A 26,750-nucleotide genomic window follows, 5' to 3' on the forward strand; every position below is an offset into this window, starting at 1 on the left:
AAAAGCGATGTGGATGCATTTGGTGAACATGGTTTTGGAGGTGCTGGCGGGCCTTGTGGCGGGCACCTGTTTGTTGCGCTTTGTCATGCAATGGCAGCGCATCTCGTTTCAACAGCCCATTGGGCGCTTTGTGTTTGCCGTGACCGATTGGCTGGTCTTGCCTTTGCGCAAGCTCATCCCCGCGGGGTCGGGCTGGGATCTGTCGAGTCTGCTGGGGGCTTGGTTGGTCAAGCTGGCGCAGTTTGGCCTGCTCTGGTTTTTGGCGGGTGGGCGCGGTGCATTGGGTTTGTTGCCGCTGGTGAGTCTGGTGGGCTTGGTGCAGTTGGTGGTGTCTGCGTTGGGGGCTTTGGTGTTGGTGTTGGCCGTCATGTCTTGGGTCAATCCCGGCTCGCCCATGCATGTGTTGAGTGAGCGTTTGTGCGCTCCGTTTTTGCAGCCGTTTCGCCGCTGGATACCGCTTGTCGGCGGTGTGGATTTGTCGCCACTGGCCCTGCTGCTGCTGTTGCAGATGCTGGGCATTGTCCTGGCCCAATTGCAAATGAGCTGGATGTACTGAAGCGCTTTATGCCGGCACCAAAACAAAGGCCCTCGCGAGAGGGCCTTTTGTTTGGAGCGCAGGGCGATCAGCTCACCGCATCGGCCGGTTGGCGTTGCAGCATGGCCAAGGTGCTGGCCACGGTCTTGCGCAGTTCGCGGCGATCGCAGATGAAGTCCACCGCGCCCTTGGTCTGCAGGAACTCGGCACGCTGGAAGCCTTCGGGCAAGGTCACGCGCACGGTGGTTTCGATCACGCGGGGGCCGGCAAAGCCGATCAGGGCCTTGGGCTCGGCAATCACCACGTCACCGACGAAAGCAAAACCGGCCGACACGCCGCCCATGGTGGGGTCAGTCAGCACACTGATGTAAGGCAGGCCTTTTTTGGCCAAACGGGTCAAAGCGGCGTTGGTTTTGGCCATTTGCATCAGGGACAACAGACCTTCTTGCATGCGGGCGCCGCCGGTGGCCGTGAAGCAGACAAAAGGCACTTTTTGTGCGATGGCGGTTTCCACCCCGCGCACAAAACGCTCGCCCACGACCGAGCCCATGGAGCCGCCCATGAAGTCGAATTCAAAGCACGCCACCACCAGTTCGATGTTGTGCACCGAGCCGCCCATGACCACCAGGGCATCGGTCTCGCCGGTGTTGTCCATGGCTTCTTTGAGGCGCTCGGGGTACTTGCGGCTGTCCTTGAACTTCAAGGCGTCCACGGGCACGACTTCTTGGCCGATTTCGTAGCGGCCTTCGCCATCCAAAAAGGCGTTCAGACGGGCACGTGCGCCAATGCGCAGGTGGTGCGAGCAGCTGGGGCAAACGTTCTGGTTTTCTTCGAGGTCGGTCTTGTAGAGCACGGTCTCGCAGCTGGGGCATTTGATCCACAAGCCTTCGGGCACAGAGCGGCGATCTGCCGGGTCGGTGTGCTGAATTTTGGGGGGCAGCAGTTTTTCTAGCCAACTCATGAGGGTTCTCCTTCAGGGGCGGATTATCGTTGAAACGCGGTCAGCGACTTCAGACGGGGTCAGGCGTCCAGCGCTTGGCGGATACCGCTCAAGAACTCGGAGGCCACGGTGTTGACGCGATCGGCCGGTTCGGCATCGATCAACTGGATCAGGCGGCTGCCAATCACCACCGCATCGGCCACGCGGCTGATGGCTGTGGCTGTGGCGGCGTCGCGGATGCCGAAACCCACACCTACCGGTACGCTCACGTGCTGGCGGATGCGCGGCAGCATGGACTCCACTGCGTCGATGTCCAAGGCCCCCGAGCCCGTCACGCCCTTGAGCGAGACGTAGTACACATAGCCGCTGGCCACTTGGGCGACTTGCTGCATGCGCTCGTCGGTGCTGGTGGGGGCCAGCAAAAAGATCAGGTCCATGCTGTGGGCGCGCAGCTTGGCGGCAAACTCCACACATTCTTCGGGCGGGTAGTCCACGATCAGCACGCCGTCCACACCCGCAGCGGATGCGTCGCGGATGAAGCTGTCGACACCAAATTTTTGGTCATAGCGCTCGACCGGGTTGGCGTAGCCCATCAGCACCACGGGCGTGGTCGTGTTGGTCTGGCGGAACTCGCGCACCATGGCCAGCACCTGCACCAGGCCAATGCCATAGGCCAAGGCGCGGTCGCCGGCCTTTTGGATGACCGGGCCGTCGGCGGAGGGGTCAGAAAACGGGACGCCCAGCTCGATGATGTCGGCACCGGCACCCGCCATGGCGTGCATCAGCGAAGGGGTGCTGTCGGCAAAGGGGAAGCCTGCCGTCACAAAAGGGATCAGCGCCTTGCGGCCTTGTGCCTTGAGCTGGGAGAGGGTGGAATCGATGCGGCTCATGTCAGCCCTCACTTCACAAAGTTCACGGGCTGCTCTGCGCCTTTGACCGACTGGCCTTGGCAGCTGGGGCGGCAATAGAAGTCGGCGCTGGAAAGGTCGGCCACGGTACCAATGTCCTTGTCGCCACGGCCCGACAGGTTGACCAAGATCGACTGGTCAGCGCGCATGGTCTTGGCCAGTTTCATGGCGTAGGCCACGGCGTGGCTCGACTCCAGCGCCGGGATGATGCCCTCGGTGCGGCACAGGTAGTGGAAGGCTTCGAGCGCTTCCTTGTCGGTGATGCCCACATACTCGGCGCGGCCGATGTCCTTCAAGAATGCATGCTCGGGGCCGACGCCTGGGTAGTCCAGGCCCGCGCTCACGCTGTGCGTTTCGGTGATTTGGCCGTTGTCGTCTTGCAGGATGTAAGTGCGGTTGCCGTGCAGCACGCCGGGGCTGCCCAGCTGCAGCGAGCACGAGTGCTTGCCCGAATCCATGCCTTCGCCTGCGGCTTCGACGCCGATCAAGCGGGTTTTGTCATGGGCAATGTAGGGGTAGAAGATGCCCATGGCGTTGCTGCCGCCGCCCACGCAGGCGATGACCGCATCGGGCTGTTGTTCTGCCATTTGCAGGCTCTTGAACATCTCGGGCATTTGCGTGAGGCACTCTTCGCCGATCACGCTTTGGAAGTCGCGCACCATCATGGGGTAAGGGTGCGGGCCTGCCACAGTGCCGATGATGTAGAAGGTGTTGTCCACATTGGCCACCCAGTCGCGCATGGCTTCGTTCAGGGCGTCCTTGAGCGTCTTGCTGCCCGACTCGACCGGGATCACGGTCGCGCCCAGCAGCTTCATGCGGTAGACGTTGGGGCTTTGGCGCTTGACGTCTTCGCTGCCCATGTAAACCACGCACTCCAGGCCGTATCGGGCGCAGATGGTGGCGGTGGCCACGCCGTGCTGGCCCGCGCCGGTCTCCGCAATGATGCGGGTCTTGCCCATGCGCTTGGCGAGCATGGCCTGGCCGATGGTGTTGTTGATCTTGTGCGCGCCGGTGTGGTTGAGGTCTTCGCGCTTCAAAAAGATCTGCGCGCCGCCCATCTCGCGGCTCATGCGCGCCGCGTGGTAAACGGGCGAGGGGCGGCCCACAAAGTGCGCCAGCTCGGACTTGAATTCGGCGATGAATTCAGGGTCGTGCTGGTACTTGGCGTAGGCGGCTTTGAGTTCGTTGATGGCGTGGGTCAGCGTCTCTGACACAAAGCTGCCGCCGTAAATGCCGAAATGCCCTTTGGTGTCGGGCTGTTGGTAGTCGTACATGGTGACCTTGGGAAAAGGATTCAGGATTCGTTGTCTGCGGCGCGAACGGCCAAGACAAACTGCCGGATTTGGTCGGCATCTTTCAGGCCCTTGCCCGCTTCGATGCCCGAGCTCACGTCAACGGCCAAAGACCGTGCCCGTGGGCGCAAGGTGCGAATGCCATCGGCCACGTTTGCAGGTGTGAGTCCACCAGACAAAACGAGGTGAGCATTGACGCTTGGAGGAAGCAGTGACCAATTGAATGTTTTTCCGCCGCCGCCGAACCCGTCGACGTGGGCGTCGAGCAAGATGGCTTGGGCTTTTTGGTGAATTTCGGCAAATTTTACCAAGTCAAAGCTTGCTGCTTCGGTCAGGGGGATTCGCGCCGCCTTCAGGTGCGGGCGGCCGGTGGCCAGGCTCATGGCCTCGCAAAATTCGGCCGATTCGTCGCCGTGGAATTGCAGCAGCGCGCCAGGCACAGCCGCGCAAGCCTGGCCGATGCGCTCGGGCGTGTCGTTCACAAACAGCAAGACCGGGGTCACAAAGGCGGGCAGCAGGCGTGCCAACTCGGCGGCACGCGCGATGCTGACGTTTCGGGGGCTGGGCGGGTAGAGCACGAAGCCGATGGCGTCGGCCCCCGCTTGCACAGCGGCTTGAACATCGGCTTCGCGGGTGAAGCCGCACATTTTGATGCGGGTGCGCTGCACGGTCATGGCAACCAGTCAAAGGGTGGGGTGGTGTCGGGCAGGCCCCATTGTGCATCGTAGATCGGGCCCGCAAAGTACAGGCCATCTGGCGAGAAGGTGGGCGCTGCGGCGTCACGGCGCTTGGCGTGCAGCACTTGCAGCATCCAGTCGGGACTTTGTTGGCCTTGGCCCACCTGGACCATGCAACCCATGATGTTGCGGATCATGTGGTGCAAGAAGGCATTGCCTTCAAACTCAAAGCGCCAGTAATGGCCTTTGCGGGAGATGTCGATTTTGCGCAGCGTTTTGACGGGTGAAAGCGCCTGGCAGCTGCTGGCGCGGAACGAGGAAAAGTCGTGCTCACCCAGCAAATGCAGGCTGGCTTGCTGCATGGCCTCTTGCGCCAGGGGGCGGTAGGACCAGCCCACGCGGCCGGCATCCAGGCTGGGGCGCACTGGCGAGTCGAGCAGCACATAAACATAACGCCGGCCCGTGGCGCTGGCGCGGCAGTGAAAGCTGTCGGGCACGTATTGCGCCCATTGGACGGCGATGTCGTCGGGCAAGAAACGGTTGGTGCCACGCACCCAGGAGTAGGGGGTGCGGTTCAGGTCGGTGTCGAAGTGCACGACCTGCATCAGACCGTGGACCCCCGCATCGGTACGACCGGCGCACAAGGTGCTCACGCGGGGTACATCGCAAAAGGCCGCAAGGGCCTTTTCGAGTTTGTCCTGAATCGTCAGGCCGGAAGACTGGCTTTGCCAGCCTTGGTAGGCTGTGCCGGAGTAGCTGACACCGAGCGCCAGCCTCACGCGATCTGACCGAGCATCTGCAATGCGCGTGCCTTGAGATCGCCGCTGGCGGTAGAGGCCACCGACATGATCAGCGTGCGGGCCAGGTCCTTGTCGCCAGAGGCCAGCAATTGACTGGCCAAGGCCAGTTTGTTTTGCTCGGTGGCATCGTGAACGGCTGGCGCGGGGCTGTTGTTCAAATTCAGGTCAATGCCTGCCATTTGAGGGGGAATGCTGGTTGATGGTGCCACGTGTTGGCTGGGAACGTCATCGTAGGAAGGGGCAAATACCTCGTTGGATTTCGCAGACTTTCTGCGACTCCAAAGTACCAAGCCCAACAGTGCAAGCAATGCGCCCATCACCCATGCCCAAACAGACTGGTTTTGGCTCAGTTGGTCCACCAAGGATGGCGAAGAGCTGGTGTCAGGCAAGTTGGAGGAGACTGTTACAGCCGACTCGGTTTTGCTGCCTTTGGCCAACGCTTCCAAGTCTTGCATGTTCTTGTTCAATGCACCAAGTTGGTCTGCTGCATCTTTGGCTTCGCGTTCGGCAGCCAATTTGGCTTCTGCACTGTCGTTGCCTACTTGGGCTTTAGACAGAGTCAGTTTGTCTTGTTTGGCGCTGGCGGATGGCGCACTGGGCGATTCTTTGGCCACGCTGCCTGACATTTCGCGGCTTTGTGCCGAGCCGACCAGCAAAGGCGATTCGGCCACACGGCGAGCGTAAGCCGCAAAGTCACGGTTTTGAGCGATGACAGTTTGGCGGGCCTCGGCACGAGAAATTTGAGTGGCCTCGCCAGCTTTGGGCATTCGCAAGACAGTACCCGCACGCACCAAGTTGACGTTCCCCTCAATGAACGCATTGGGGTTGGCCCTGACCAAGGCCAGAAGCATTTGGTCTGTTGAGACGTTGGCAGGCAGTCGACCCATGATCAAGTTCGATGCGGTATCGCCAGGATTCACGGTCAAAGTATCATCACCCGCCATGAAGGTGGTGTGGCGAGGCGCAGGTGCGTAAGCTGCAGGCGGTGTGGCGTTCACTGCAATGGCGGAAGGGGCAGCGGCAGGCGCGGCACCTGTGCCGTCGAAACGGTAGACAGGCACCTGATTGGCGTTGACTTCCACGCTGGAGGGGGTCAGGCTGCCGTCACCGGACACGGGTGACACGGCAGGCGATGCAGCTCGGGCCAGTGTGATGGGGGAGGCAATGACGTCAGGCTGAATGCGCTGGGGTGCAGCCCAGCTGCTTGGTCGGTTGTCTGCAATAGATTTGGCCGAGTTCAACAGCAAAGCGTAGTTTTTCACGGCACGGCCAGTGGACCATTGTGCTTCCAGAATCAGGTCAATGAATGAGTCCTGCACGGGGGTGCGGCCATTCAAGACGATGAACGGACGACCGTCGCTGCGGTTTTCGACGCGCGCAACCACATCGTTCAAGGCGGCGTTGTATTCCATGCCCGCTTGCCGAAAACTTGAGGGTGTTGCCAATTGGGCCTGGAGTCCACGTAACTCGTCGGGTGTGAATTGTGTGACTTCCACCTCGGCCCGCAAAGGCTCACCCATACCCGACAAGGACTGGAATTTACCCAAGGTCAGAGCATGGGACGGCAGACTACAAGCGAGCAATACCCCAGCACTGACGGCTTTCAGTTTCAAGATTCGTGCTTCGTTAAGTGTCATTTCACCCATGATCTCAGACCTATTTAGTTGTATATCGAAGATATCACAACTTAAGCATCAAGCAAGATGCGCAGCATGCGGCGCAGTGGCTCGGCCGCGCCCCAGAGCAATTGGTCGCCGATTGTGAAGGCGCCAACGTACTCGGGGCCCATGGCCAGCTTGCGCACACGGCCCACCGGGATGGTCATGGTGCCGGTCACGGCCACGGGGGTCAGGTCCTTGATGGTGGCTTCGCGGGTGTTGGGCACCACTTTGACCCACTCGTTGTCGGCCGCGATCATGGCTTCGATGTCGGCCACGGGCACGTCTTTTTTGAGCTTGAAGGTCAGGGCCTGGCTGTGGCAGCGCATGGCGCCCACGCGCACGCAGAAACCGTCGACGGGGATGGCGGAAGAGCCAAAGCCCTCGCCCATGCCCAGGATCTTGTTGGTTTCGGCCATGCCTTTCCACTCTTCCTTGGACATGCCGTTGCCCAGGTCCTTGTCGATCCAGGGGATCAGCGAGCCGCCCAGCGGCACGCCAAAGTTGGCGGTCTCGGCACCGGTCAGGGCGCGCTGCTTGGCAATCACCTTGCGGTCGATTTCCAGAATGGCACTCTTGGGGTCGTCCAGCAGGGCTTTGACTTCGGCGTTCAAGGTGCCGTATTGGGTCAGCAGCTCGCGCATGTGTTGTGCTCCGCCGCCGGATGCCGCCTGGTAAGTCTGGGTGCTCATCCACTCGACCAGACCGGCTTTGTACAGGGCGCCCACGCCCATCAGCATGCACGAGACGGTGCAGTTGCCGCCCACCCAGTTGTTGCCACCGTGGGCCAGGGCGTTCTTGATCACGGGCATGTTGACCGGATCCAAGATGATCACCGCGTCTTTTTCCATGCGCAGGGTCGATGCGGCGTCGATCCAGTGGCCGTTCCAGCCGGCAGCGCGCAGCTTAGGGAAGACTTCCGAGGTGTAGTCGCCGCCTTGGGCCGTGATGATGATCTCGCAGCGCTTGAGCTGTTCGATGTTGAAAGCGTCTTGCAGCGTGGTTTCGTTCTTGGCCATCGAGGGGGCTTTGCCGCCCGCGTTCGATGTGGAGAAGAACAATGGCTCGATCAGGTCAAAGTCTTTTTCCTGAATCATGCGGTCCATCAGAACCGAGCCGACCATGCCGCGCCAGCCGACCAAACCTACTAACTTGCTCATTTCAACGCCCTTTCAGTTTTTAAAACAGTGTCAGACCAGACTGTTTGCCCGGCTCGTCTGGCCGGGAGGGCGCACGACGAACCAGGCCGGATCAGCCCTTAATGGTCGTGGTTTTTGTGGTGGTTGCACGCGCGCCAACGGCCACCTGAGCGGTGGTCGCAAAGTTCAGGGAGAACAGGCGGGCGTTAAACATGCGAAGTATTGTAATGGATGCTGTCTGAGCTTGGCCTGACAGCATCCATGCGGCTTTCAAGCCAACGCTTTGACCACCGCGTCACCCATTTCACGGGTGCTGACCTTGGTGGTGCCTTCGCTGTAAATGTCGCCGGTGCGCAGGCCTTGAGCCAGCACCTTTTGTACCGCGGCTTCGATGCGCTGGGCGGCTTCTTCCTGGTTCAGGGAAAAGCGCAGCATCATGGCTGCCGACAAGATGGTGGCCAGCGGGTTGGCGATGCCTTTGCCCGCGATGTCGGGCGCGCTGCCGTGGCTGGGCTCGTACAGGCCCTGGTTCTTGGTGTTCAGACTGGCCGAGGGCAGCATGCCGATGGAGCCTGTGAGCATCGAGGCTTCGTCGGACAGGATGTCGCCGAACATATTGCCTGTCACCACCACGTCAAAACGCTTGGGCTCTTTGACCAGCTGCATGGCGGCGTTGTCCACGTACATGTGGTCCAGCGCCACGTCGGGGTATTGCTGGCCGACTTCGGTCACCACGTCTTTCCAGAGCTGGAAGGTTTCGAGCACGTTGGCCTTGTCCACGCTGGTCAGTCGCTTGTTGCGCTTGCGGGCGGCTTGGAAGGCCACGTGGGCGATGCGCTCGATCTCGGGCTTGGAGTAGCGCATGGTGTCGAAGGCTTCTTCGGCGCCCGGGAAGTGACCGTCGGTCGCGATGCGGCGACCGCGTGGCTGGCCGAAGTAAATGTCGCCCGTGAGCTCACGGATGATCAAAATGTCCAAGCCCGCGATCAGCTCGGGCTTGAGGCTGGACGCGCCCACCAGTTGTTCGTAGCAGATGGCCGGACGGAAGTTGGCGAACAGGCCCATGTTTTTGCGCAGGCCCAAAATGGCTTGCTCGGGGCGCAGGGGGCGGTCGAGCTTGTCGTATTTCCAGTCGCCCACCGCGCCAAACAGCACGGCGTCAGACTGCATGGCCAGCTTGAGCGTGGCTTCTGGCAGGGGGTGGCCAAATGCGTCATAAGCCGCGCCGCCGACCAGGGCGGTTTCCATCTCGAACTTCAGGTCGAGCGTGTTCAGAACTTTGACGGCTTCAGCGACGATTTCGGTACCGATGCCATCACCGGGGAGGACTGCGATTTTCATGGGGATTCCAGTGTTGTTTTATGCGTTGACGGCGGTGTGCGCCAGCCAAGGCTTGGTGGCCAGGCGTTCGGCTTCAAATGCTTTGATTTTGTCGGCGTGGCGCAAGGTCAGGCCGATGTCGTCCAGGCCGTTGAGCAGGCAGTATTTGCGGAAGGCTTGCACCTCGAACGGGATCTCTTCGCCTTGGGGCTTGACGATCACCTGGCGCTCCAGGTCGACGGTGAGCTGGTAGCCGGGGAAGGCGGCGACTTCATCGAACAGCTGAGCGACCACGGCTTCGGGCAGCACGATGGGCAGCAGGCCGTTTTTGAAGCAGTTGTTGAAGAAGATGTCGGCAAAGCTGGGCGCGATCACGCAGCGAAAGCCGTATTGGTCGATGGCCCAAGGCGCGTGCTCACGCGAGGAGCCGCAGCCGAAGTTTTTGCGGGCCAGCAAGATGCTGGCGCCTTGGTAGCGCGGCTGGTTGAGCACGAAGTCCGGGTTGGGCTTGCGGCTGGCCGGGTCCTGTCCGGGGAAGCCCACGTCCAGGTACCGCCATTCGTCGAACAGGTTGGGGCCAAAGCCGGTTTTGCGGATCGACTTGAGGAATTGCTTGGGGATGATGGCGTCGGTGTCCACGTTGGCGCGGTCCATCGGGGCCACCAGGCCTTTGAGGAGTGTGAATTTTTGCATGGTGCTGGGTCTCGTCGCTTACTTGGCCGATTTTTCGATGGCCGAACCGGCTTTTCCGATGTCCTGACCAATGCCGCGAACAGTATTGCAAGCCGTCAAGGCCAGCAGACTCAAGGCAATGAAAAGAGAGGCGATGGTTTTCATGAGAGGTCTCCAGTGCTTCAAGCGAATTTGCGGACGTCAACAAAGTGGCCATGCACGGCAGCGGCGGCGGCCATGGCGGGGCTCACCAAGTGGGTGCGGCCACCCGCACCCTGACGGCCTTCGAAGTTGCGGTTGGAAGTCGATGCGCAGCGCTCGCCGGGCTCCAGGCGGTCGGCGTTCATGGCCAGGCACATGGAGCAGCCGGGTTCGCGCCACTCAAAGCCTGCGGCCTTGAAGATCTCGTGCAGGCCTTCGCGCTCGGCTTGTTCTTTGACCAAGCCAGAGCCTGGCACAACCATGGCCAGCTTGACGTTCTTGGCGACTTTCTGGCCGAGCTTCTTGACCACAGCAGCGGCTTCGCGCATGTCTTCGATGCGGCTGTTGGTGCACGAGCCGATGAAGACCTTGTCGATGGTGATGTCGGACATCGCTTTGCCAGGCTGCAGGCCCATGTAGGTCAGGGCGCGCTCGATGGCGTCGCGCTTGACGTCGTCTTTTTCCTTGTCCGGGTCGGGCGTGTGACCGTCGATGCCCAGCACCATTTCGGGGGAGGTGCCCCAGGTGACTTGCGGCACGATGGCGCTGGCGTCCAGCTCGACCACGGTGTCAAAGTGTGCACCGGGGTCGGACTGCAAGGTTTTCCAGTAGACCACGGCCTGATCCCACTCCACACCCGTGGGCGAGAGCAAACGGCCTTTGACGTATTCAATGGTTTTGTCGTCCACAGCCACCAGACCGGCACGTGCGCCGCCTTCGATGGCCATGTTGCAGACCGTCATGCGGCCTTCCATGCTCAAGGCGCGGATGGCCGAGCCTGCGAATTCGATGGTGTAGCCGGTGCCGCCTGCGGTGCCGATCTTGCCGATGATGGCCAGCACGATGTCTTTGCCTGTGAGGCCTTTGGCCAAGGTGCCCTCGACCTTGACGAGCATGTTCTTGGCTTTTTTGGCCAACAGGGTTTGCGTGGCCATGACGTGTTCGACCTCGGAGGTGCCGATACCGTGGGCCAGTGCGCCAAACGCGCCGTGGGTGGAGGTGTGCGAGTCGCCGCAGACCACGGTCATGCCGGGCAGGGTGGCACCGTTTTCAGGGCCAATCACGTGCACGATGCCCTGGCGCTTGGACAGGAAGGGGAAGAAAGCGGCCGAGCCGTATTCCTTCATGTTCGCGTCGAGTGTGGTGATTTGTTCTTTGCTGATGGGGTCGGTGATGCCGTCGTAGCCCAGTTCCCAGCCGGTGGTGGGGGTGTTGTGGTCAGCCGTGGCCACGATGGAACTGACGCGCCAGACCTTGCGGCCCGCTTGGCGAATGCCCTCGAAGGCCTGGGGGCTGGTCACCTCGTGCACCAGGTGGCGGTCAATGTAGAGGACGGAGGTGCCGTCTTCTTCGGTGTGGACGACGTGTTCGTCCCAAATCTTGTCGTAAAGCGTGCGTGCCATGGAGCTTCCTTGCTGTGCAACCTGCCATTTTATGCGGTTCGCAGGCCCAGTTTGTCACTTAAGCGTGAGCATGAAAAAAGCCCGCACAAGGCGGGCTTTCGGTTTCGGTTGAAAACCGATCAACGCATCACATCACGGCGTGGGGAGCCGGTGAACAGCTGACGTGGACGGCCGATTTTGTACTCGGGGTCGCTGATCATTTCGTTCAGTTGGGCGATCCAGCCGACGGTGCGGGCCAAGGCGAACACGCCGGTGAACAAGTTCACTGGAATGCCGATGGCGCGTTGCACGATGCCGGAGTAGAAGTCCACGTTGGGGTAGAGCTTGCGGCTGACGAAGTATTCGTCTTCCAGCGCGATCTTTTCCAGCTCTTTGGCCAGTTTGAACAGCGGGTCGTTTTCCAGGCCCAGTTCGGTCAGCACTTCGTTGCAGGTTTCCTGCATGAGCTTGGCGCGGGGGTCGTAGTTTTTGTACACGCGGTGACCGAAGCCCATCAGCTTGACGCCGGAGTTCTTGTCTTTGACTTTTTCCATGAACTCGCCCACTTTGGAGATGCCACCCATTTTCTGGATGTCTTCCAGCATGTTCAGGCAAGCTTCGTTGGCGCCACCGTGGGCGGGGCCCCAGAGGCAGGCCACGCCCGCAGCGATGGCTGCGAAGGGGTTGGTGCCGGACGAACCGCACAAACGCACCGTGGAGGTCGATGCGTTTTGCTCGTGGTCTGCGTGCAGTGTGAAGATGCGGTCCATGGCGCGCTCGAGCACGGGGTTGACCTTGTACTCTTCGCAGGGGGTGCCGAACATCATGCGCAGGAAGTTGCCCGCGTAGGACAGTTCGTTGCGGGGGTACATGTAAGGCTGACCCACGCCGTATTTGTAAGCCATGGCCACCAGGGTAGGCATTTTGGCGATCAGGCGGATCGCGGCAATGTGGCGGTGCTCTGGGTTGTTGATGTCGGTGCTGTCGTGGTAGAAGGCCGACAGGGCGCCGATCAAGCCGGTCAACACGGCCATGGGGTGAGCGTCACGGCGAAAGCCGCGCAGGAAAAACTGCATCTGCTCGTTGACCATGGTGTGCTGGTTCACCAGCTTGTGGAAGTCCTTGCTTTGCTGGCCCACGGGCAACTCGCCGTTCAAGAGCAGGTAGCAGGTGTCGAGGTAGTCGGCTTTGTTGGCCAGTTGTTCGATGGGGTAACCGCGGTACAGCAACTCGCCCTTGTCGCCATCGATGTAGGTGATGGCGGATTGGCAGGAAGCCGTGGACAAGAAGCCAGGGTCGTAAGTGAACATGCCGGTCTGTGCGTACAGTTTGCGGATGTCGATCACGTCGGGGCCGATGTTGCCCGAGTACACGGGCATATCGACGCTGGGGCTGCCGTTGGAGAACGACAGGGTGGCTTTGTTATCGGCGAGTTTCATGGCGGGTTTCCTCAAAAATTCCAGGTGTGATCCAGACTGGATCACGCTCTCAACATGTCCAGGACTTCACGCACCTCTTCGGTGCTGATCTCGGGCTGCAGTTCCTTGCGGCGCAACAGCAAGTCCATGAGATCGTTGTCAGACAGGTCCATCAGCACATACATGCCCCTGGCTTGACCCACGGTCAAGCGAGAATCATGCCGGGCGAAGAAGCGTTCGATGAACAAATCGTTCTCGAGCAAACCACGGCGGCTGCGCCAGCGCAGTTTGCTCAGTGACCGCTCGCTCAAGGGGGCGTGGCGGTCGGCGCCGAACAAGGACGCATCTTCGAGGAGTGCTGTGGCGCTCATCAGACGGCGCGACGGACCATCATTTCTTTGATCTTGCCGATGGCCTTGGTGGGGTTCAGACCCTTGGGGCAAACATCGACGCAGTTCATGATGGTGTGGCAGCGGAACAAGCGGTAGGGATCTTCCAGATTGTCCAGACGCTCCGAAGTGGCTTGGTCGCGGCTGTCGGCGATGAAGCGGTAGGCTTGCAGCAGACCGGCTGGGCCCACGAACTTGTCGGGGTTCCACCAGAAGCTGGGGCAGCTGGTCGAGCAGCTGGCGCACAAGATGCACTCGTACAGACCGTTTAACTCGTCGCGCTCTTCTGGACTTTGCAAACGCTCGGTCTGGGGAGGGGGGGTGTCGTTGATCAGGTACGGCTTGATCGAGTGGTATTGCTTGAAAAACTGGGTCATGTCCACGATCAGATCGCGCACAACCGGCAAACCTGGCAGGGGCTTCAAGACGATGTCGCCTTTGAGCGTGTTCAGGTTGGTCAGGCAGGCCAGACCGTTCTTGCCGTTGATGTTCATGGCGTCAGAGCCGCAAACACCTTCACGGCAGGAGCGACGGAAAGACAAGGTGGGGTCCACGGCCTTGAGTTTGACCAGAGCGTCCAGCAGCATGCGCTCGGAGCCATCGAGCTCCACGTCGATGGACTGCATGTACGGCTTGGCGTCGGTGTCCGGGTCGTAGCGGTAGATCTTGAAGGTACGTTTTGCCATTTTTCAGATTCCTTGTGTTCGTGCAGGCCGCTCAGAAAGTACGTGGCTTGGGAGGCACGGTTTCGGCTGTCAGGGGCTTCATGCGCACGGGCTTGTAGCTCAGGCTGTTGTCGGCGCTGTGCCACAGGGTGTGCTTCATCCACTCGGCGTCGTTGCGGCCCAGTGGGCAAGTCGCGTGGGTCACATCGTGTTCGTAGTCGCGCACCAGGTGGGCGCCACGGCATTCCTTGCGGGCAGCGGCACTTTCGATGGTCGCTTGTGCGGCTTCCATCAGGTTTTCCACTTCCAGCGCTTCGATGCGGGCGGTGTTGAACACCTTGGAGTTGTCTTGCAGACCGATGTTGGCCACGCGAGCGCGCAGCTCAGCGATCTTGCGTACGCCTTCGTCCATGACTTCCTGGCTGCGGAACACGCCAGCGTGGGCTTGCATGATGGCGCGCATGTCGTTGGCCACGTCCTGGGCGTATTCGCCGCTTTGAGCGCTTTCGAGGCGGTTCAGGCGGGCCAGTGTCAGATCGGTGGCGTTGGCAGGCAGGTCAGGCACGGCGGTGCCGGGCTTGTTGTTGGCGATGATGTGGTCGCCAGCGGCCTTGCCGAAGACCAGCAGGTCCAGCAGGGAGTTGGTGCCCAGGCGGTTGGCGCCGTGCACCGACACGCAAGAGCATTCGCCCACAGCGTACAAACCATTCACAGGACGGTCTTCACCGTTCACGGTGTGCACCACTTGGCCGTTGATGTTGGTGGGGATGCCGCCCATCTGGTAGTGGATGGTGGGCACAACAGGGATGGGCTCGCGGGTCACGTCCACGTTGGCGAAGTTCACGCCGATTTCGTACACGGAAGGCAGACGCTTGTGGATGGTGTCGGCACCCAGGTGGTCCAGCTTCATGTGGATGTAGTCCTTGTTCGGGCCGCAGCCGCGACCTTCAAGGATTTCTTGGCCCATGCAGCGGGACACGAAGTCACGCGGAGCCAAATCCTTCAAGGTGGGTGCATAGCGCTCCATGAAGCGCTCGCCATTGCTGTTGAGCAAGATCGCGCCTTCGCCGCGGCAGCCTTCGGTCAGCAACACGCCAGCACCGGCCACACCGGTGGGGTGGAACTGCCAGAACTCCATGTCTTGCAACGCGATGCCTGCGCGGGCCGCCATGCCCAAGCCGTCACCGGTGTTGATGAAGGCGTTGGTGGACGATTGGTAAATGCGACCTGCGCCGCCAGTGGCGAGCAAAACGGTCTTGGCTTGCAAGGTGTAGACCTCACCGGTTTCCATTTCGAGGGCGGTCACGCCCACGCAGTCACCGGCTTCGTTGCGGATCAGGTCCAGTGCCATCCATTCCACAAAGAAGGTGGTGCGGGCTGCGACGTTGGCCTGGTACAGGGTGTGCAGCATGGCGTGACCGGTGCGGTCAGCGGCAGCGCAAGCGCGTTGCACCGGCTTTTCACCGAAGTTGGCGGTGTGTCCGCCAAACGGGCGCTGGTAAATGGTGCCGTCGGGGTTGCGGTCGAAAGGCATGCCCATGTGCTCCAGGTCGTACACGACCTTGGGCGCTTCACGGCACATGAATTCGATGGCGTCCTGGTCGCCGAGCCAGTCGGAGCCCTTGACCGTGTCGTAAAAGTGGTATTCCCAGCTGTCTTCGCTCATGTTGCCCAGCGATGCGGACACGCCGCCTTGCGCTGCCACGGTGTGCGAGCGGGTGGGGAACACTTTGGACAGGACGGCCACGTTCAGGCCAGCGCGGGCCAGTTGCAGCGAGGCACGCATGCCCGAACCACCGGCGCCGACGATCACGACGTCGAACTTGCGGTTGGAGATTTGATCTTTGGTGTAGCTCATGTTTATCTATCTTTGTGTGAGGTCAACGCAATCACAGACGCCAGAGGGCTTGAACAGCCCAGCCTGCGCAGCCAATCAGCCAAACCAGGGTGAAGACGTGCAACACCAGGCGCACGGCCACGGGTTTGACGTAGTCCATCCAGATGTCGCGCATGCCCACCCACACGTGGTAGAGCAGGGCCACGATGACCGCGAAGGTCAGGAATTTCATGAGTTGACCGGCAAAAATGCCAGCCCACTGTTCGTAGCCGATGGGGCCGGAGGTGAAGATCACTTGGGCCAGCAAGATCACGGTGAAGAGGGCCATCAGGGCGCCTGTCACGCGCTGGGCCAGCCAGTCGCGAAAGCCATAACCAGCACCGGTGACGATGCGTTTGGAGCCGTAATTCACGGACATAGGTCAGTTTCCTTTGGAGTAATGGTGGGCTGATCAGTACAGACCGAACATCTTGGCGCCGAGCGCGGCGGTCAAAGCGATGCTCAGGGTCAGCGTGACGATGGCGGAGGACTTGCCGAACTCTTTGGTCACAGCATGGCACACGTCCATGTACAGGTGACGCAGGCCAGCGATGAAGTGGTGCAGGTAAGCCCAGATCAAGGCCAGGGCCACCAGCTTCATGAACCAGCCAGGCACAAAGCCGATGCCGATGTTGAAAGCGGCCGAGAATTTGGCGAACGAGATTTCGGATGTGATGGAGTTGTCAAACATCCAGATGATCAGGGGCATCAACAAAAACATCAGGAAACCGCTGATGCGGTGCAAGATGGAGACGATGCCAGCGACCGGCAAGCGGTAGGAGGGCAGGTCTTTCAGGGCGTTGATGTTGCGGAATTCAGGCCGCTTTCTGGCGAGTTCAGTCATGTTGGCACTTTCTGGGAGGTAACTCGGTTGTAATTTTGAATGACAAACCGAAGGATTCTATTGCAACGCAGCAAACTGACATGATCATTGCAGGGTCTTTGTTTCAAAAAAAGTTGGACCATGCTTTTTCAACTCAAAGCGTTGTGATAATGGTGGCTGTCGGTGCGGTAAAAACCGCGGCGCAGCTCCATCGGGGTGTCGTTGTAGGTGTAGGCCACGCGCTCGACGCTCAGCAAGGGGGTGCTGCGTGGCACTTGCAGCAGCTCGCTTTGGCTCTCGTCCGGCAGCACGGCCCGGATTTTCTCGTCGGCACGCACCATGCGCACGCCAAACTCGGTTTCAAACAAGGCGTACATGGGGCCGTGGTAGTCGGCCAGGCGTTCGGCCGTCAGGCCCTTGAAGGGGCCGCCTGGCAGCCAGAGGTCTTCCAAAATCGTGGGCACGCCCCCAAAGGACAGCACCCGGCGCACCTGCAAAACAGCATCACCGGTGCGCAAGGCCAGGGCGCGGGCGATCTCGGCGCTGGCCCGCAGGCGCTTGCAGTCCACGATTTCGCGCTGTGCAGGGCCTTCGGTGTTCAGGTCGCCCTGGTCGGGCACGAGTTTGAGGAAGCGGTACTGAACGTGCTGCTCGGCATGGGTGGCCACAAACGTGCCTTTGCCCTGGCGCCGCACCAGCAGGTTGTCGCTGGCCAACTCATCGATGGCTTTGCGCACAGTGCCCTGGCTCACGCGGTAGCGGGCGGCCAGTTCCATTTCGCTGGGGATCGATTCGCCAGGTTTCCATTCGCCCGATTGCAGACTTTGCAGGATCAGGCCCTTGATTTGCTGATACAGCGGGCTGAACGCGGGCGTCAGCGCCGGCGCATCGGATGGGGGTGTATCGGCCAGAGGCGAGTGGTTGTTCATGTGGGTCCGTCCGGCACGTGGTCAGGATCGTGTCAGACGCGCAATCATATCTTATATAAGACATAAGACAAATTGACGAATCAGGGTTTTCGCGGGTACACTTCTGCGCTGTTTGCTTGCGTTCATGCCTGTTTTGCGGGTCTTGTGGGCGCAGGTCCGGCCAGCCGGACAGTCTTGCTGACAAAAGTGGTCAGTACAGCACTGCAGCCCTTGTTTTCAACCTTCTGGAGTTTTCCACCATGAGCAAAAAGCCCGTCCGCGTTGCCGTCACCGGCGCAGCAGGTCAAATCGGTTACGCATTGTTGTTCCGCATCGCCTCCGGCGAAATGCTGGGCAAAGACCAGCCCGTCATCCTGCAATTGCTGGAAGTGCCTGTCGAAGGCCCACAAAAAGCCCTGCGCGGCGTGATGATGGAACTCGAAGATTGCGCGTTCCCCTTGTTGGTGGGTATGGAAGCCCATGGCGACCCGATGACCGCATTCAAGGACGTTGACTACGCCTTGTTGGTCGGTTCGCGCCCACGTGGCCCCGGCATGGAGCGCGCTGAATTGCTCGCCATCAACGGCGCCATCTTCACAGCTCAAGGCAAGGCCCTGAACGCTGTGGCTTCGCGCGACGTGAAAGTGCTGGTCGTGGGCAATCCTGCCAACACCAACGCTTACATCGCCATGAAGGCCGCGCCTGATCTCAAGCCAGGCAACTTCACCGCCATGCTGCGTCTGGACCACAACCGCGCTGCCTCGCAAATCGCTGCCAAGACCGGCAAGGCCGTGGCCGACATCGAAAAACTGTGCGTTTGGGGCAACCACTCGCCCACCATGTACGCCGACTACCGTTTCGCCACCATCAAGGGCGAATCCGTCAAGGCCATGATCAACGACCAGGAATGGAACGCCAACGTGTTCTTGCCCACCGTGGGCAAGCGTGGCGCAGCCATCATCGAAGCCCGCGGCCTGTCCTCGGCTGCATCGGCTGCCAACGCCGCCATCGACCACATGCGCGACTGGGCCTTGGGCACCAACGGCAAGTGGGTCACCATGGGCATCCCATCGCAAGGCTGGTACGGCATCCCCAAAGATGTCATGTTCGGCTTCCCAGTCACCTGCGAAAACGGCGAATACAAAGTCGTTGAAGGTCTGGAAATCGACGCGTTCAGCCAGGCTTGCATCGACAAGACCTTGAAAGAGCTGACCGACGAGCAAGCGGGCGTCGCCCACTTGATCTGATTCTCGAGTCGAGAAACTCAGTGAGCCATCCTCGCAACGTTCTGTTGGGTGCGCAAGCCGGTAGCGTTCAGCTGCCGGTTTGTGACCATTACAGCGGTGTCGAAGCGAGGATGCGCAAAAGCCTGCAACTGCAGGCCGAGATGGTGCAAGAGTTCGGCACTTGCGTCTTTGATGTCACCCTGGACTGCGAAGATGGCGCGCCGGTGGGTGGCGAAGCCGAACACGCTGCATTGGTCACCGAATTGGCATTGACCACGACTGCAGCCCGACCTGACGCCCGCGTGGCTGTTCGCGTCCACCCCGTTGATCACCCCAGCTTTGAGGCCGATATGGCGCTCATCGCCGGCCAGGCTGGTTCATGCTTGTCGCACATCATGGTGCCCAAGGTAGAGACCGTGGCCGATGTCGAACACGCCCAAGCCGCATTGCTGCAGGCGGGTGCGTCCGATTTGCCTTTGCATGTTCTGATCGAGTCGCCCGGTGCGGTGCACCGCGCTTTTGACATTGCTGCCCATCCTCGTGTGCAGTCGATCAGTTTTGGTTTGATGGATTTCGTCTCTGCCCATGGGGGCGCGATTCCCGCCGATGGCATGGGCATTGAAGGGCAATTCACCCATCCGCTGGTGCTGCGCGCCAAGATGGACATTGCCAGTGCTTGCCATGCCTATGGCAAAGTGCCCTCGCATTGCGTGGTCACCGAATTCAAGAACACCGATGCCATCCGCATGGCCGCCCACAAAGCTGCGCGCGAGCTGGGTTACACCCGCATGTGGAGCATCCACCCCGATCAGATCCGCCCGATTCTGGAGGCCATGGCGCCCAGCGAAGCACAGATCGATCAGGCCAGCGCCATCATCTTGGCGGCACACGCCGCCCAATGGGCACCCATCAGCCACGCCGGTCAGTTGCACGACCGGGCCAGTTACCGTTTCTTTTGGCAATTGCTTGAACGTGCGTACCAGACCGGACGCCGCTTGCCAAAAGAGATACAGTTATTTTTTGCAGAGTCAGCCACAACGGCCCGGCTTTCAGCATGATGTCCATTTCTTTGAAAGGGATCGCGATGCAAACAAAAACGCTATTGACTGTGCTGGCTTGTGCGGTGTTGCCAGTTTTGGCTCATGCTCAGCCTCAGTCTGACAAAAAAAACGCCAAGGTTCAGGCCAAAACGGCACACTCGAAACCGGTTTTGAAGGCCAAGGCCCCAGCCCCATCAGGTCAGCAAGCCAAGGTGCCAGTCCGGGCTGCGCCGGTGCTTCCTGCAGCTTTGGCGGCCATGCCGATGGGTGATGCCCATTTGGGCAACAATGAAATGGCCATCGCTGAGCGGGTGCACCAGGGGCACTTGGCTTGTGAGCTTGGTGCCAGCGTGCGTGTTGAAGCCGATGCAAGTCGACCCGGTTATTTCAATCTGCATGGCAAAGGATTTCGCTACCACATGCACCCCGTGAGCACCTCGACCGGCGCCATCCGCCTGGAGGATAAAAAAGCGGGCGCCGTGTGGCTGCAGTTGGCCAACAAGTCCATGTTGATGGACCAGAACAAAGGGCGCCGCATTGCCGACGAGTGCGCGCACCCCGAGCAAATGGCGTTTGCTCAGGACATGAAAAACAACCCCCCTCCCAAGCTGTTCGATACGACCGGCATGGGCCGATAGCCCCCATAGATTTTGTTTGACCGGAGAAAAAAACCATGTTGAAAGCCTACCGTGAACACGCAGCCGAACGCGCTGCCCTCGGCATCCCACCGCTGCCGCTGGACGCCAAGCAAGTCGCTGACTTGATCGAGCTGATCAAGAACCCGCCTGCTGGCGAAGATGCGTTTTTGATGGATTTGTTGACCCACCGCGTGCCACCCGGCGTGGACGATGCGGCCAAGGTCAAGGCTTCTTTCCTGGCTGCTGTGGCGCACGGTGATGTCAAGGTCGGTTTGATCTCCAAGTCCAAAGCCACCGAGCTGCTGGGCACCATGGTGGGCGGCTACAACGTGCACCCCCTGATTGAGTTGCTGGACGACGCCGAAGTCGCTGGCGTGGCCGCTGAAGCCCTCAAGAAGACCTTGCTGATGTTCGACTTCTTCAACGACGTCGCTGAAAAAGCCAAGGCTGGCAATGCCAAAGCCAAAGACGTGATGCAAAGCTGGGCCGATGGCGAGTGGTTCACCACCCGTCCTGAAGTTGAGAAAAAAATCACCGTCACCGTGTTCAAGGTGCCCGGCGAGACCAACACCGACGACCTGTCGCCAGCCCCTGACGCCTGGAGCCGTCCCGACATCCCTTTGCACTACCTGGCGATGTTGAAAAACACCCGCGAAGGCGCAGCGTTCAAGCCCGAAGAAGACGGCAAGCGCGGCCCCATGCAGTTCATCGACGACCTGAAGAAAAAAGGCAACCTGGTGGCTTACGTTGGTGACGTGGTCGGTACCGGTTCCAGCCGCAAGTCGGCCACCAACAGCGTGATCTGGGCCACCGGCCAGGACATCCCGTTTGTGCCCAACAAGCGTTTCGGTGGCGTGACTTTGGGCGGCAAGATCGCCCCCATCTTCTTCAACACCCAGGAAGACTCCGGCTCCCTGCCGATCGAAGTCGATGTGTCCAAGCTCGAAATGGGCGACGTGATCGACATCCTGCCCTACGACGGCAAGATCGTGAAAGACGGCGCCACTGTGGCCGAATTCAAGCTCAAGAGCGATGTGCTGTTTGACGAAGTGCGCGCCGGTGGCCGTATCAACCTGATCATTGGTCGTAGCCTGACCGCCAAGGCCCGTGAATTCCTGGGTTTGCCAGCGTCCACCTTGTTCCGTTTGCCCACTGCGCCTGCCGCCACAAAAGCCGGCTTCACACTGGCCCAGAAGATGGTCGGTCGTGCCGTCGGTTTGCCAGAAGGCCAGGGCGTGCGCCCCGGCACTTACTGCGAACCCAAGATGACCACCGTGGGCTCGCAAGACACCACCGGCCCGATGACGCGCGACGAACTGAAAGACCTGGCTTGCCTGGGCTTCTCGGCCGACATGGTCATGCAATCGTTCTGCCACACGGCCGCTTACCCCAAGCCCGTGGACGTCAAGACCCACCGCGAACTGCCTGCTTTCATCAGCAACCGCGGTGGCGTGGCCCTGCGTCCTGGTGACGGCGTGATCCACAGCTGGCTCAACCGCCTGCTGTTGCCCGACACCGTCGGCACCGGCGGTGACTCTCACACCCGTTTCCCAATCGGCATTTCCTTCCCCGCTGGCTCCGGTCTGGTGGCCTTCGGTGCAGCCACTGGCGTGATGCCTTTGGACATGCCCGAGTCCATCCTGGTGCGTTTCAAAGGCGAAATGCAGCCTGGCGTGACCCTGCGCGACTTGGTGCACGCGATTCCGCTGTACGCCATCAAGCAAGGTCTGCTCACTGTGGCCAAGGCCGGCAAGATCAACGAGTTCTCGGGCCGCATCCTGGAAATCGAAGGCCTGCCCAACCTCAAAGTGGAACAAGCGTTTGAATTGTCTGACGCGTCTGCTGAGCGCTCTGCCGCCGGTTGCACCATTAAGCTCAACAAAGAGCCTGTGCAGGAGTACCTCAAGTCGAACGTGGTTCTGATGAAGAACATGATCGCCGACGGCTACGCAGACGCACGTACCTTGGCCCGCCGCATCGAGAAGGTTGAAGCCTGGTTGGCAGCGCCCAATCTGCTCGAAGCCGACAAAGACGCCGAGTACGCACACATCATCGAAATCGATTTGGCCGACATCAAAGAGCCCATCGTCTGCTGCCCGAACGACCCCGATGACGCGAAGTTCTTGTCGCAAGTGGCGGGCACCAAGATCGACGAAGCCTTCATCGGCTCTTGCATGACCAACATCGGTCACTTCCGCGCTGCAGCCAAGCTGCTCGGCGGCCAACGCGACATCCCCGTCAAGTTGTGGGTGGCACCTCCAACGAAGATGGACGAGAGCGAGCTGATCAAGGAAGGCCACTACGCTGCCTTCGGCACCGCCGGTGCCCGCACCGAAATGCCTGGCTGCTCCCTGTGCATGGGCAACCAGGCGCAAGTGCGCGAAGGCGCGACTGTCGTGTCCACCTCGACCCGTAACTTCCCCAACCGTCTGGGCAAGAACACCAATGTGTTCCTGGCTTCTGCCGAGTTGGCGGCCATCACCTCCAAGATGGGCAAGTTCCCCACCGTGGCCGAATACCATGAAGCCATGGGTGTGGTGAACAAAGACGGCGTGGCCATCTACAAGTACCTGAACTTCAACCAAATTGAAGAGTACGTGGAAACCGCCAAAGGCGTGACCGCCTGATCAACCCCGCGTTGACACCAAGCCCTGCCGGTCAAAGCTGGCAGGGCTTTTTTTGCATCTGCACGCAGGCGACAGCGCAGGCGTGACGACAGACTTAGGCTCTTGCATCACCACTTTGCTTCAAGACGCGCCATGCAATACGCCAATCTGGGCAAGAGCCCGCTGAAAGTCTCACGCCTGTGCCTGGGCACCATGATGTTTGCCGATCAAACGCCACTGGCTGAGGCGCGCAGCATCGTGGACCATGCGCTGGACTTGGGCTGCAACTTCATCGACACCGCCGACGTGTACAGCCTGGGCCAGTCCGAGGCGATGCTGGGGCAGTTGTTGCCGGGTCAACGGCAGCGCTGGGTCCTGGCCAGCAAGCTGGGCAATGCCATGTCCTCCTTGCCCAACGAAAGCCATTACTCGCGCAGCTGGGTCATGCGCGCCTGCGAGGGCAGTTTGAGCCGTCTGGGCACCGACCACCTCGACATTTATTACCTGCACCGCGACTACAACGGCATGAACCTGGAAGAGCCCTTGCGGGCCATCGAGGCTCTGCTGCGCGAGGGCAAGATCCGCTATTGGGGTGTCTCCAATTTCCGGGGCTGGCGCATTGCCGAGATGGTCAACATGGCCCGGCAAATGAACATGCCCGGCCCCGTGGTGTGCCAGCCGTATTACAACTTGCTCAACCGCATGCCCGAGGTGGAAATTCTGGAAGCCTGCGGGCATTACGGTTTGGGCGTGGTGCCCTACAGCCCCATCGCCCGGGGCGTGTTGACGGGCAAATACGCCCCCGGCCAAGCGCCACAAGAGGGCAGCCGCGCAGCCCGGGCCGACAAGCGCATTCTGGAGACCGAGTTCCGCGAAGAGTCCTTGCAGATTGCACAAACCCTGCGCCAGCATTGCGAGCGCAAAGGCGTGTCATTGGCACACTTTGCCACCGCCTGGGTGCTGGCCAACCGCCACGTGAGCGCGGTCATCGCAGGGCCGCGCACGCTGGCGCAGTGGCAAGACTACGCCGGCGCACTGGAGGTCCAGATCACGCCGGAAGACGAGGCGCTGGTCAACAGTCTGGTGGCGCCGGGCCACCCCTCGACGCCCGGGTACAACGACCCGTCTTACCCCTTGAATGGTCGCTGAAGCTTGCCGCATCTAGGGATGGTCTGAACCGCGAATGATCACAAGATGAGTCAGCTCAGTGGACTGAGTGAGGTGGTATTTAACCCTGAGATGTCGGTGGTTATTGCATGCATATGTGCTGGAATTGCCTGGCTCGTTATGCTGAAACCTTTCCCGTTATGGAGACAAACACATGCTCGATCGCCGTTCATTCATGGGGGCCGGTTTCGCTGGGGCCTCGGCTTTGGCTTTTTCTTCCGTTTGGTCGCAGTCGGCGCCGAATTTTGGTCCGCCCACGTTGCCAACCATTGGCTTTCGGCGCATGAAGCTGGGCAGCATGGAAATCATCGCGCTCAACGATGGTGCGGTGCGCCGTCCCTTGGGTGAGGAGTTTGTGCCCAAGGTGCCGCTGGACAACGTCAAGGCCTTGCTGGCATCTCAAAACCTGCCCACCGATTACATCGATGTGCCCTACACCCCGTTCTTGCTGGTCAATGGCAACCAGCGCTATCTGTTTGACACCGGCTTTGCCGACAACGGTCCACCGACCACGGGCAAGCTGCTGGGCAATCTGGCGGCGGCAGGCTTCAAACCCGAAGACATCAACAACGTGGTGCTCAGCCATTTCCACGGCGACCACATCAACGGTCTGCGCTACAAGAATGGTGCCCTGGTGTATCCGAACGCCCGTGTGCATGTGCCCACGGTGGAGCATGCCTTCTGGACAGACGAGGCGCGCATTGCAGCGGCACCGCCGGCCATGCAAGGGGCTTTTGCTGCAGTGCGGCGGGCACTGGGCAATTTGTCGGGTGATCAATTGGTCAAGTTCGAGCCCGGTGCTGAAGTGGCCCCCGGCCTGACTTCGATTGCAGCCTTTGGGCACACGCCGGGTCATTGCCTGTTCAAAATGCAATCGCAGGGGCAGTCGTTCGCCTATGTGGCCGACATCACCAACGTGCCTTCCTTGTTTGCACGCGCGCCCGACTGGGCCGTGTTGTTTGACATGAACCCCGAGATGGCGCGCCAGTCGCGTCGCCGCATCTTTGACATGCTGGTCAAGGAAAAGATGATGGCCGGGGGCTTTCACTTCCCGTTTCCGGCGTTTGGCACCATCGCGCCTTCGGGTGATGGCTACCAGTTCAATCCCGTGGTTTGAGCCTTTGAAGGACAGAGAAAACGGCACCTCCGGGTGCCGTTTTTTGGGACGATTTAATCGGGTTTGAGCTGAGCGCGTTGCACCACCGGCTTCCAGCGATTGATTTCATGGGCAATCAGTTTGCCAAACACTTCAGGCGTGCTGGGCGTGGGTTCTGCGCCTTCGCTGTGCAGCCTTTGCAAGATCTCGGTCGAGCGCAAGCTGGCGTTGATTTGTGCGTTCAGTTTTTGCACCAGCGCAGCAGGCGTACCGGCAGGGGCCACGATGCCGTACCACTGATCGGCTTCAAAGCCCGCCAATTCCGGAATGCCACTTTCGGCCACAGTGGGCACGTCGGGCAACATGCCGATCCGCTTGGGGCTGGACACGGCCAGTGCCCGCAATCGCCCGCTCTTGATCATGGGCATCAAGGCTGGCGCCCCAGTGAAGATCAACTGCGTTTGGCCTGCGACCGTGTCTGCCACGGCGGGCGCCGCGCCCCGATAAGGCACATGCACCATGAAGGTTTGGCTGCGCAATTTGAAGGACTCCATCGCTACGTGTGCGGCGCTGCCATTGCCGCCCGAGCCGAAGTTGATCTGCCCCGGATGGGCCTTGGCATAAGCCACCAGCTTCTTCACCGATTTGACCGGCAGTGAAGGATGAACCACCAGCACGTTGGGCACACGCGCCACCCAGGCGATGGGTTCGAATGATTTGATCGGGTGATAAGGCAGTTGGGGATAAATCGATGGCGTGATGGCCAGCGTGCCAATGTGGCCCATGAGCAAGGTATAGCCGTCGGCGGGTGCTTTGGCCACTTTGTCTGCGCCAATGGAGCCGCCTGCGCCGGGAACGTTGTCGATCACGACCGGTTGGCCCCAAGCTTCGGTGAGCTTTTGGCCCATGGTGCGCGCCAAGATGTCGGTGCTGCCCCCGGGTGTGAAAGGCACCACCAGACGGATCGGTTTGATCGGGTAGGCTGGCGCCTGAGCCCAGCTGGCGACGGCCACCCACGCACTGGCACTCAAGAGCAAACACAAGAAGGTGCGAATTTTCATGGGGAGTCGTTGGTTCGTGGTGTTCAGAACATCCGCGCGATCAAGGCGCCGTCTGCCGGGCCGTCCATCGGAATCCACACTTTGAGTGGGCTGCCGGGGGCCACGTCGATGGCCTCGCCTTTGCCGTTTTTCATGGCGCCGAGCTGCACTTTGCGGTTGCCACTGGGGTGGATGATCTCGATCGTGTCGCCCACCGAAAACTTGTTTTTCGTCTCGACTTCAACCCAGCCGTCTTGGACAGCGCGCACCTCGCCCACAAACTGGCTGCGGTGGCCCACCGAGTGGCCGGTTTCGTAGTTCTGGTAGTCCTGCG

27 protein-coding genes are annotated in these 26,750 nt (G+C 60.5%); 7 read left to right on the top strand and 20 right to left on the bottom strand.

The genetic code is table 11. The features are described 5' to 3' along the window. The first annotated feature begins 7 nt into the window (after positions 1-7). Entirely contained in the window at positions 8-556 is a 549-nt protein-coding gene (locus Q1W40_RS00895) for a YggT family protein (RefSeq protein WP_300707913.1), read from the top strand. A gap of 67 nt (positions 557-623) precedes the next feature. Here Q1W40_RS00895 and accD read toward each other — a convergent pair whose 3' ends face one another. The 18 genes from accD to Q1W40_RS00985 form a co-directional block, all read right to left on the bottom strand. Then, complete coding sequence (gene accD / locus Q1W40_RS00900; protein ID WP_108322235.1) at positions 624-1,496, bottom strand: acetyl-CoA carboxylase, carboxyltransferase subunit beta; 873 nt, start codon at positions 1,494-1,496, stop codon at positions 624-626. Positions 1,497-1,555: 59 nt separating this feature from the next. Then, positions 1,556-2,365 (bottom strand): tryptophan synthase subunit alpha, encoded by an 810-nt coding sequence (gene trpA, locus Q1W40_RS00905; RefSeq protein ID WP_300707916.1) that lies wholly within the window; start codon positions 2,363-2,365, stop codon positions 1,556-1,558. Positions 2,366-2,373: 8 nt separating this feature from the next. After that, positions 2,374-3,657 (bottom strand): tryptophan synthase subunit beta, encoded by a 1,284-nt coding sequence (gene trpB / locus Q1W40_RS00910; RefSeq protein WP_300707918.1) that lies wholly within the window; start codon positions 3,655-3,657, stop codon positions 2,374-2,376. Between the two features lie 20 nt (positions 3,658-3,677). Further along, positions 3,678-4,349 carry a phosphoribosylanthranilate isomerase gene (locus Q1W40_RS00915; protein WP_300707920.1) on the bottom strand — a complete coding sequence of 224 codons (672 nt, stop codon included), beginning with the start codon at positions 4,347-4,349 and terminating at the stop codon, positions 3,678-3,680. After that, positions 4,346-5,131 (bottom strand): tRNA pseudouridine(38-40) synthase TruA, encoded by a 786-nt coding sequence (gene truA, locus Q1W40_RS00920; RefSeq protein WP_300707922.1) that lies wholly within the window; start codon positions 5,129-5,131, stop codon positions 4,346-4,348. The genes Q1W40_RS00915 and truA overlap by 4 nt, the downstream gene beginning before the upstream one ends. Further along, complete coding sequence (locus tag Q1W40_RS00925; protein ID WP_300707924.1) at positions 5,128-6,765, bottom strand: FimV/HubP family polar landmark protein; 1,638 nt, start codon at positions 6,763-6,765, stop codon at positions 5,128-5,130. Before Q1W40_RS00925 ends, truA begins: the two co-directional genes overlap by 4 nt. 74 nt (positions 6,766-6,839) lie before the next feature. After that, the gene (asd, locus tag Q1W40_RS00930; RefSeq protein WP_300707926.1) at positions 6,840-7,970 is read right to left on the bottom strand and encodes an aspartate-semialdehyde dehydrogenase; all 1,131 of its coding nucleotides are present in this window, start codon (positions 7,968-7,970) and stop codon (positions 6,840-6,842) included. Between the two features lie 249 nt (positions 7,971-8,219). After that, positions 8,220-9,290, bottom strand: a complete 1,071-nt coding sequence (leuB, locus tag Q1W40_RS00935; RefSeq protein WP_300707928.1) for a 3-isopropylmalate dehydrogenase — start codon at positions 9,288-9,290, stop codon at positions 8,220-8,222. Positions 9,291-9,308: 18 nt separating this feature from the next. Then, positions 9,309-9,962, bottom strand: a complete 654-nt coding sequence (gene leuD, locus Q1W40_RS00940; protein ID WP_300707930.1) for a 3-isopropylmalate dehydratase small subunit — start codon at positions 9,960-9,962, stop codon at positions 9,309-9,311. Between the two features lie 18 nt (positions 9,963-9,980). Further along, positions 9,981-10,106 (bottom strand): entericidin A/B family lipoprotein, encoded by a 126-nt coding sequence (locus Q1W40_RS00945; RefSeq protein WP_300707932.1) that lies wholly within the window; start codon positions 10,104-10,106, stop codon positions 9,981-9,983. A gap of 17 nt (positions 10,107-10,123) precedes the next feature. Continuing rightward, positions 10,124-11,545 carry a 3-isopropylmalate dehydratase large subunit gene (gene leuC / locus Q1W40_RS00950; protein WP_300707934.1) on the bottom strand — a complete coding sequence of 474 codons (1,422 nt, stop codon included), beginning with the start codon at positions 11,543-11,545 and terminating at the stop codon, positions 10,124-10,126. 119 nt (positions 11,546-11,664) lie between these two features. Then, positions 11,665-12,963 (bottom strand): citrate synthase, encoded by a 1,299-nt coding sequence (gene gltA, locus Q1W40_RS00955; RefSeq protein WP_300707936.1) that lies wholly within the window; start codon positions 12,961-12,963, stop codon positions 11,665-11,667. Between the two features lie 41 nt (positions 12,964-13,004). Then, positions 13,005-13,313, bottom strand: coding sequence for a succinate dehydrogenase assembly factor 2 (locus tag Q1W40_RS00960; protein ID WP_300707938.1), 309 nt, complete (start codon positions 13,311-13,313; stop codon positions 13,005-13,007). Beyond that, complete coding sequence (locus Q1W40_RS00965) at positions 13,313-14,017, bottom strand: succinate dehydrogenase iron-sulfur subunit (protein WP_300707940.1); 705 nt, start codon at positions 14,015-14,017, stop codon at positions 13,313-13,315. Before Q1W40_RS00965 ends, Q1W40_RS00960 begins: the two co-directional genes overlap by 1 nt. Positions 14,018-14,048: 31 nt before the next feature. Then, positions 14,049-15,854 (bottom strand): succinate dehydrogenase flavoprotein subunit, encoded by a 1,806-nt coding sequence (gene sdhA, locus Q1W40_RS00970; RefSeq protein ID WP_300707942.1) that lies wholly within the window; start codon positions 15,852-15,854, stop codon positions 14,049-14,051. Positions 15,855-15,885: 31 nt separating this feature from the next. Then, the gene (gene sdhD, locus Q1W40_RS00975) at positions 15,886-16,251 is read right to left on the bottom strand and encodes a succinate dehydrogenase, hydrophobic membrane anchor protein (protein WP_300707944.1); all 366 of its coding nucleotides are present in this window, start codon (positions 16,249-16,251) and stop codon (positions 15,886-15,888) included. A 33-nt stretch (positions 16,252-16,284) separates the two neighbouring features. Then, positions 16,285-16,716, bottom strand: a complete 432-nt coding sequence (gene sdhC / locus Q1W40_RS00980; RefSeq protein WP_300707946.1) for a succinate dehydrogenase, cytochrome b556 subunit — start codon at positions 16,714-16,716, stop codon at positions 16,285-16,287. Between the two features lie 128 nt (positions 16,717-16,844). After that, entirely contained in the window at positions 16,845-17,624 is a 780-nt protein-coding gene (locus tag Q1W40_RS00985; RefSeq protein ID WP_300707949.1) for a GntR family transcriptional regulator, read from the bottom strand. Positions 17,625-17,863: 239 nt separating this feature from the next. Here Q1W40_RS00985 and Q1W40_RS00990 point away from each other — a divergent pair, with 239 nt between their 5' ends. From Q1W40_RS00990 to Q1W40_RS01015, 6 genes are all read left to right on the top strand, one after another. Then, positions 17,864-18,850: a malate dehydrogenase gene (locus Q1W40_RS00990; protein WP_300707951.1), complete on the top strand. Its 987-nt coding sequence runs from the start codon at positions 17,864-17,866 to the stop codon at positions 18,848-18,850. Positions 18,851-18,960: 110 nt separating this feature from the next. Further along, a complete protein-coding gene (locus Q1W40_RS00995; protein WP_300707969.1) occupies positions 18,961-19,887 on the top strand; it encodes an aldolase/citrate lyase family protein in 927 nt (308 codons plus the stop codon). A gap of 152 nt (positions 19,888-20,039) precedes the next feature. Next, positions 20,040-20,507 carry a hypothetical protein gene (locus Q1W40_RS01000; RefSeq protein ID WP_233253936.1) on the top strand — a complete coding sequence of 156 codons (468 nt, stop codon included), beginning with the start codon at positions 20,040-20,042 and terminating at the stop codon, positions 20,505-20,507. Positions 20,508-20,542: 35 nt separating this feature from the next. Then, positions 20,543-23,134 carry a bifunctional aconitate hydratase 2/2-methylisocitrate dehydratase gene (acnB, locus tag Q1W40_RS01005; RefSeq protein ID WP_300707956.1) on the top strand — a complete coding sequence of 864 codons (2,592 nt, stop codon included), beginning with the start codon at positions 20,543-20,545 and terminating at the stop codon, positions 23,132-23,134. A gap of 132 nt (positions 23,135-23,266) precedes the next feature. After that, a complete protein-coding gene (locus Q1W40_RS01010; protein WP_300707958.1) occupies positions 23,267-24,262 on the top strand; it encodes an aldo/keto reductase in 996 nt (331 codons plus the stop codon). 172 nt (positions 24,263-24,434) lie between these two features. Then, positions 24,435-25,397: an MBL fold metallo-hydrolase gene (locus tag Q1W40_RS01015; protein WP_300707960.1), complete on the top strand. Its 963-nt coding sequence runs from the start codon at positions 24,435-24,437 to the stop codon at positions 25,395-25,397. A gap of 53 nt (positions 25,398-25,450) precedes the next feature. Here the strand turns inward: Q1W40_RS01015 and Q1W40_RS01020 are convergent, their stop codons facing one another. Together Q1W40_RS01020 and Q1W40_RS01025 are read right to left on the bottom strand one after the other, a co-directional pair. Continuing rightward, positions 25,451-26,437, bottom strand: coding sequence for a tripartite tricarboxylate transporter substrate binding protein (locus tag Q1W40_RS01020; protein WP_300707963.1), 987 nt, complete (start codon positions 26,435-26,437; stop codon positions 25,451-25,453). A 23-nt stretch (positions 26,438-26,460) separates the two neighbouring features. Continuing rightward, on the bottom strand, positions 26,461-26,750 hold a 290-nt coding region (locus Q1W40_RS01025), incomplete at its 5' end, for a U32 family peptidase C-terminal domain-containing protein (RefSeq protein WP_300707965.1).

This window comes from Limnohabitans sp., assembly GCF_030158565.1.
GTDB lineage: Bacteria > Pseudomonadota > Gammaproteobacteria > Burkholderiales > Burkholderiaceae_C > Limnohabitans_A.

Coding starts and splice junctions, on each gene's coding strand:
- trpA (WP_300707916.1), bottom strand. CDS start 2,365: ATGAGCCGCATCGATTCCACCCTCTCCCAGCTCAAGGCACAAGGCCGC.
- sdhA (WP_300707942.1), bottom strand. CDS start 15,854: ATGAGCTACACCAAAGATCAAATCTCCAACCGCAAGTTCGACGTCGTG.
- Q1W40_RS00945 (WP_300707932.1), bottom strand. CDS start 10,106: ATGAAAACCATCGCCTCTCTTTTCATTGCCTTGAGTCTGCTGGCCTTG.
- leuB (WP_300707928.1), bottom strand. CDS start 9,290: ATGAAAATCGCAGTCCTCCCCGGTGATGGCATCGGTACCGAAATCGTC.
- Q1W40_RS00995 (WP_300707969.1), top strand. CDS start 18,961: ATGCGCAAAAGCCTGCAACTGCAGGCCGAGATGGTGCAAGAGTTCGGC.
- sdhD (WP_300707944.1), bottom strand. CDS start 16,251: ATGTCCGTGAATTACGGCTCCAAACGCATCGTCACCGGTGCTGGTTAT.
- leuC (WP_300707934.1), bottom strand. CDS start 11,545: ATGGCACGCACGCTTTACGACAAGATTTGGGACGAACACGTCGTCCAC.
- Q1W40_RS00960 (WP_300707938.1), bottom strand. CDS start 13,313: ATGAGCGCCACAGCACTCCTCGAAGATGCGTCCTTGTTCGGCGCCGAC.
- trpB (WP_300707918.1), bottom strand. CDS start 3,657: ATGTACGACTACCAACAGCCCGACACCAAAGGGCATTTCGGCATTTAC.
- sdhC (WP_300707946.1), bottom strand. CDS start 16,716: ATGACTGAACTCGCCAGAAAGCGGCCTGAATTCCGCAACATCAACGCC.
- Q1W40_RS00965 (WP_300707940.1), bottom strand. CDS start 14,017: ATGGCAAAACGTACCTTCAAGATCTACCGCTACGACCCGGACACCGAC.
- Q1W40_RS01020 (WP_300707963.1), bottom strand. CDS start 26,437: ATGAAAATTCGCACCTTCTTGTGTTTGCTCTTGAGTGCCAGTGCGTGG.
- Q1W40_RS01015 (WP_300707960.1), top strand. CDS start 24,435: ATGCTCGATCGCCGTTCATTCATGGGGGCCGGTTTCGCTGGGGCCTCG.
- Q1W40_RS00895 (WP_300707913.1), top strand. CDS start 8: ATGTGGATGCATTTGGTGAACATGGTTTTGGAGGTGCTGGCGGGCCTT.
- Q1W40_RS00990 (WP_300707951.1), top strand. CDS start 17,864: ATGAGCAAAAAGCCCGTCCGCGTTGCCGTCACCGGCGCAGCAGGTCAA.
- acnB (WP_300707956.1), top strand. CDS start 20,543: ATGTTGAAAGCCTACCGTGAACACGCAGCCGAACGCGCTGCCCTCGGC.
- gltA (WP_300707936.1), bottom strand. CDS start 12,963: ATGAAACTCGCCGATAACAAAGCCACCCTGTCGTTCTCCAACGGCAGC.
- asd (WP_300707926.1), bottom strand. CDS start 7,970: ATGAGCAAGTTAGTAGGTTTGGTCGGCTGGCGCGGCATGGTCGGCTCG.
- Q1W40_RS00915 (WP_300707920.1), bottom strand. CDS start 4,349: ATGACCGTGCAGCGCACCCGCATCAAAATGTGCGGCTTCACCCGCGAA.
- leuD (WP_300707930.1), bottom strand. CDS start 9,962: ATGCAAAAATTCACACTCCTCAAAGGCCTGGTGGCCCCGATGGACCGC.
- Q1W40_RS01010 (WP_300707958.1), top strand. CDS start 23,267: ATGCAATACGCCAATCTGGGCAAGAGCCCGCTGAAAGTCTCACGCCTG.
- Q1W40_RS00985 (WP_300707949.1), bottom strand. CDS start 17,624: ATGAACAACCACTCGCCTCTGGCCGATACACCCCCATCCGATGCGCCG.
- accD (WP_108322235.1), bottom strand. CDS start 1,496: ATGAGTTGGCTAGAAAAACTGCTGCCCCCCAAAATTCAGCACACCGAC.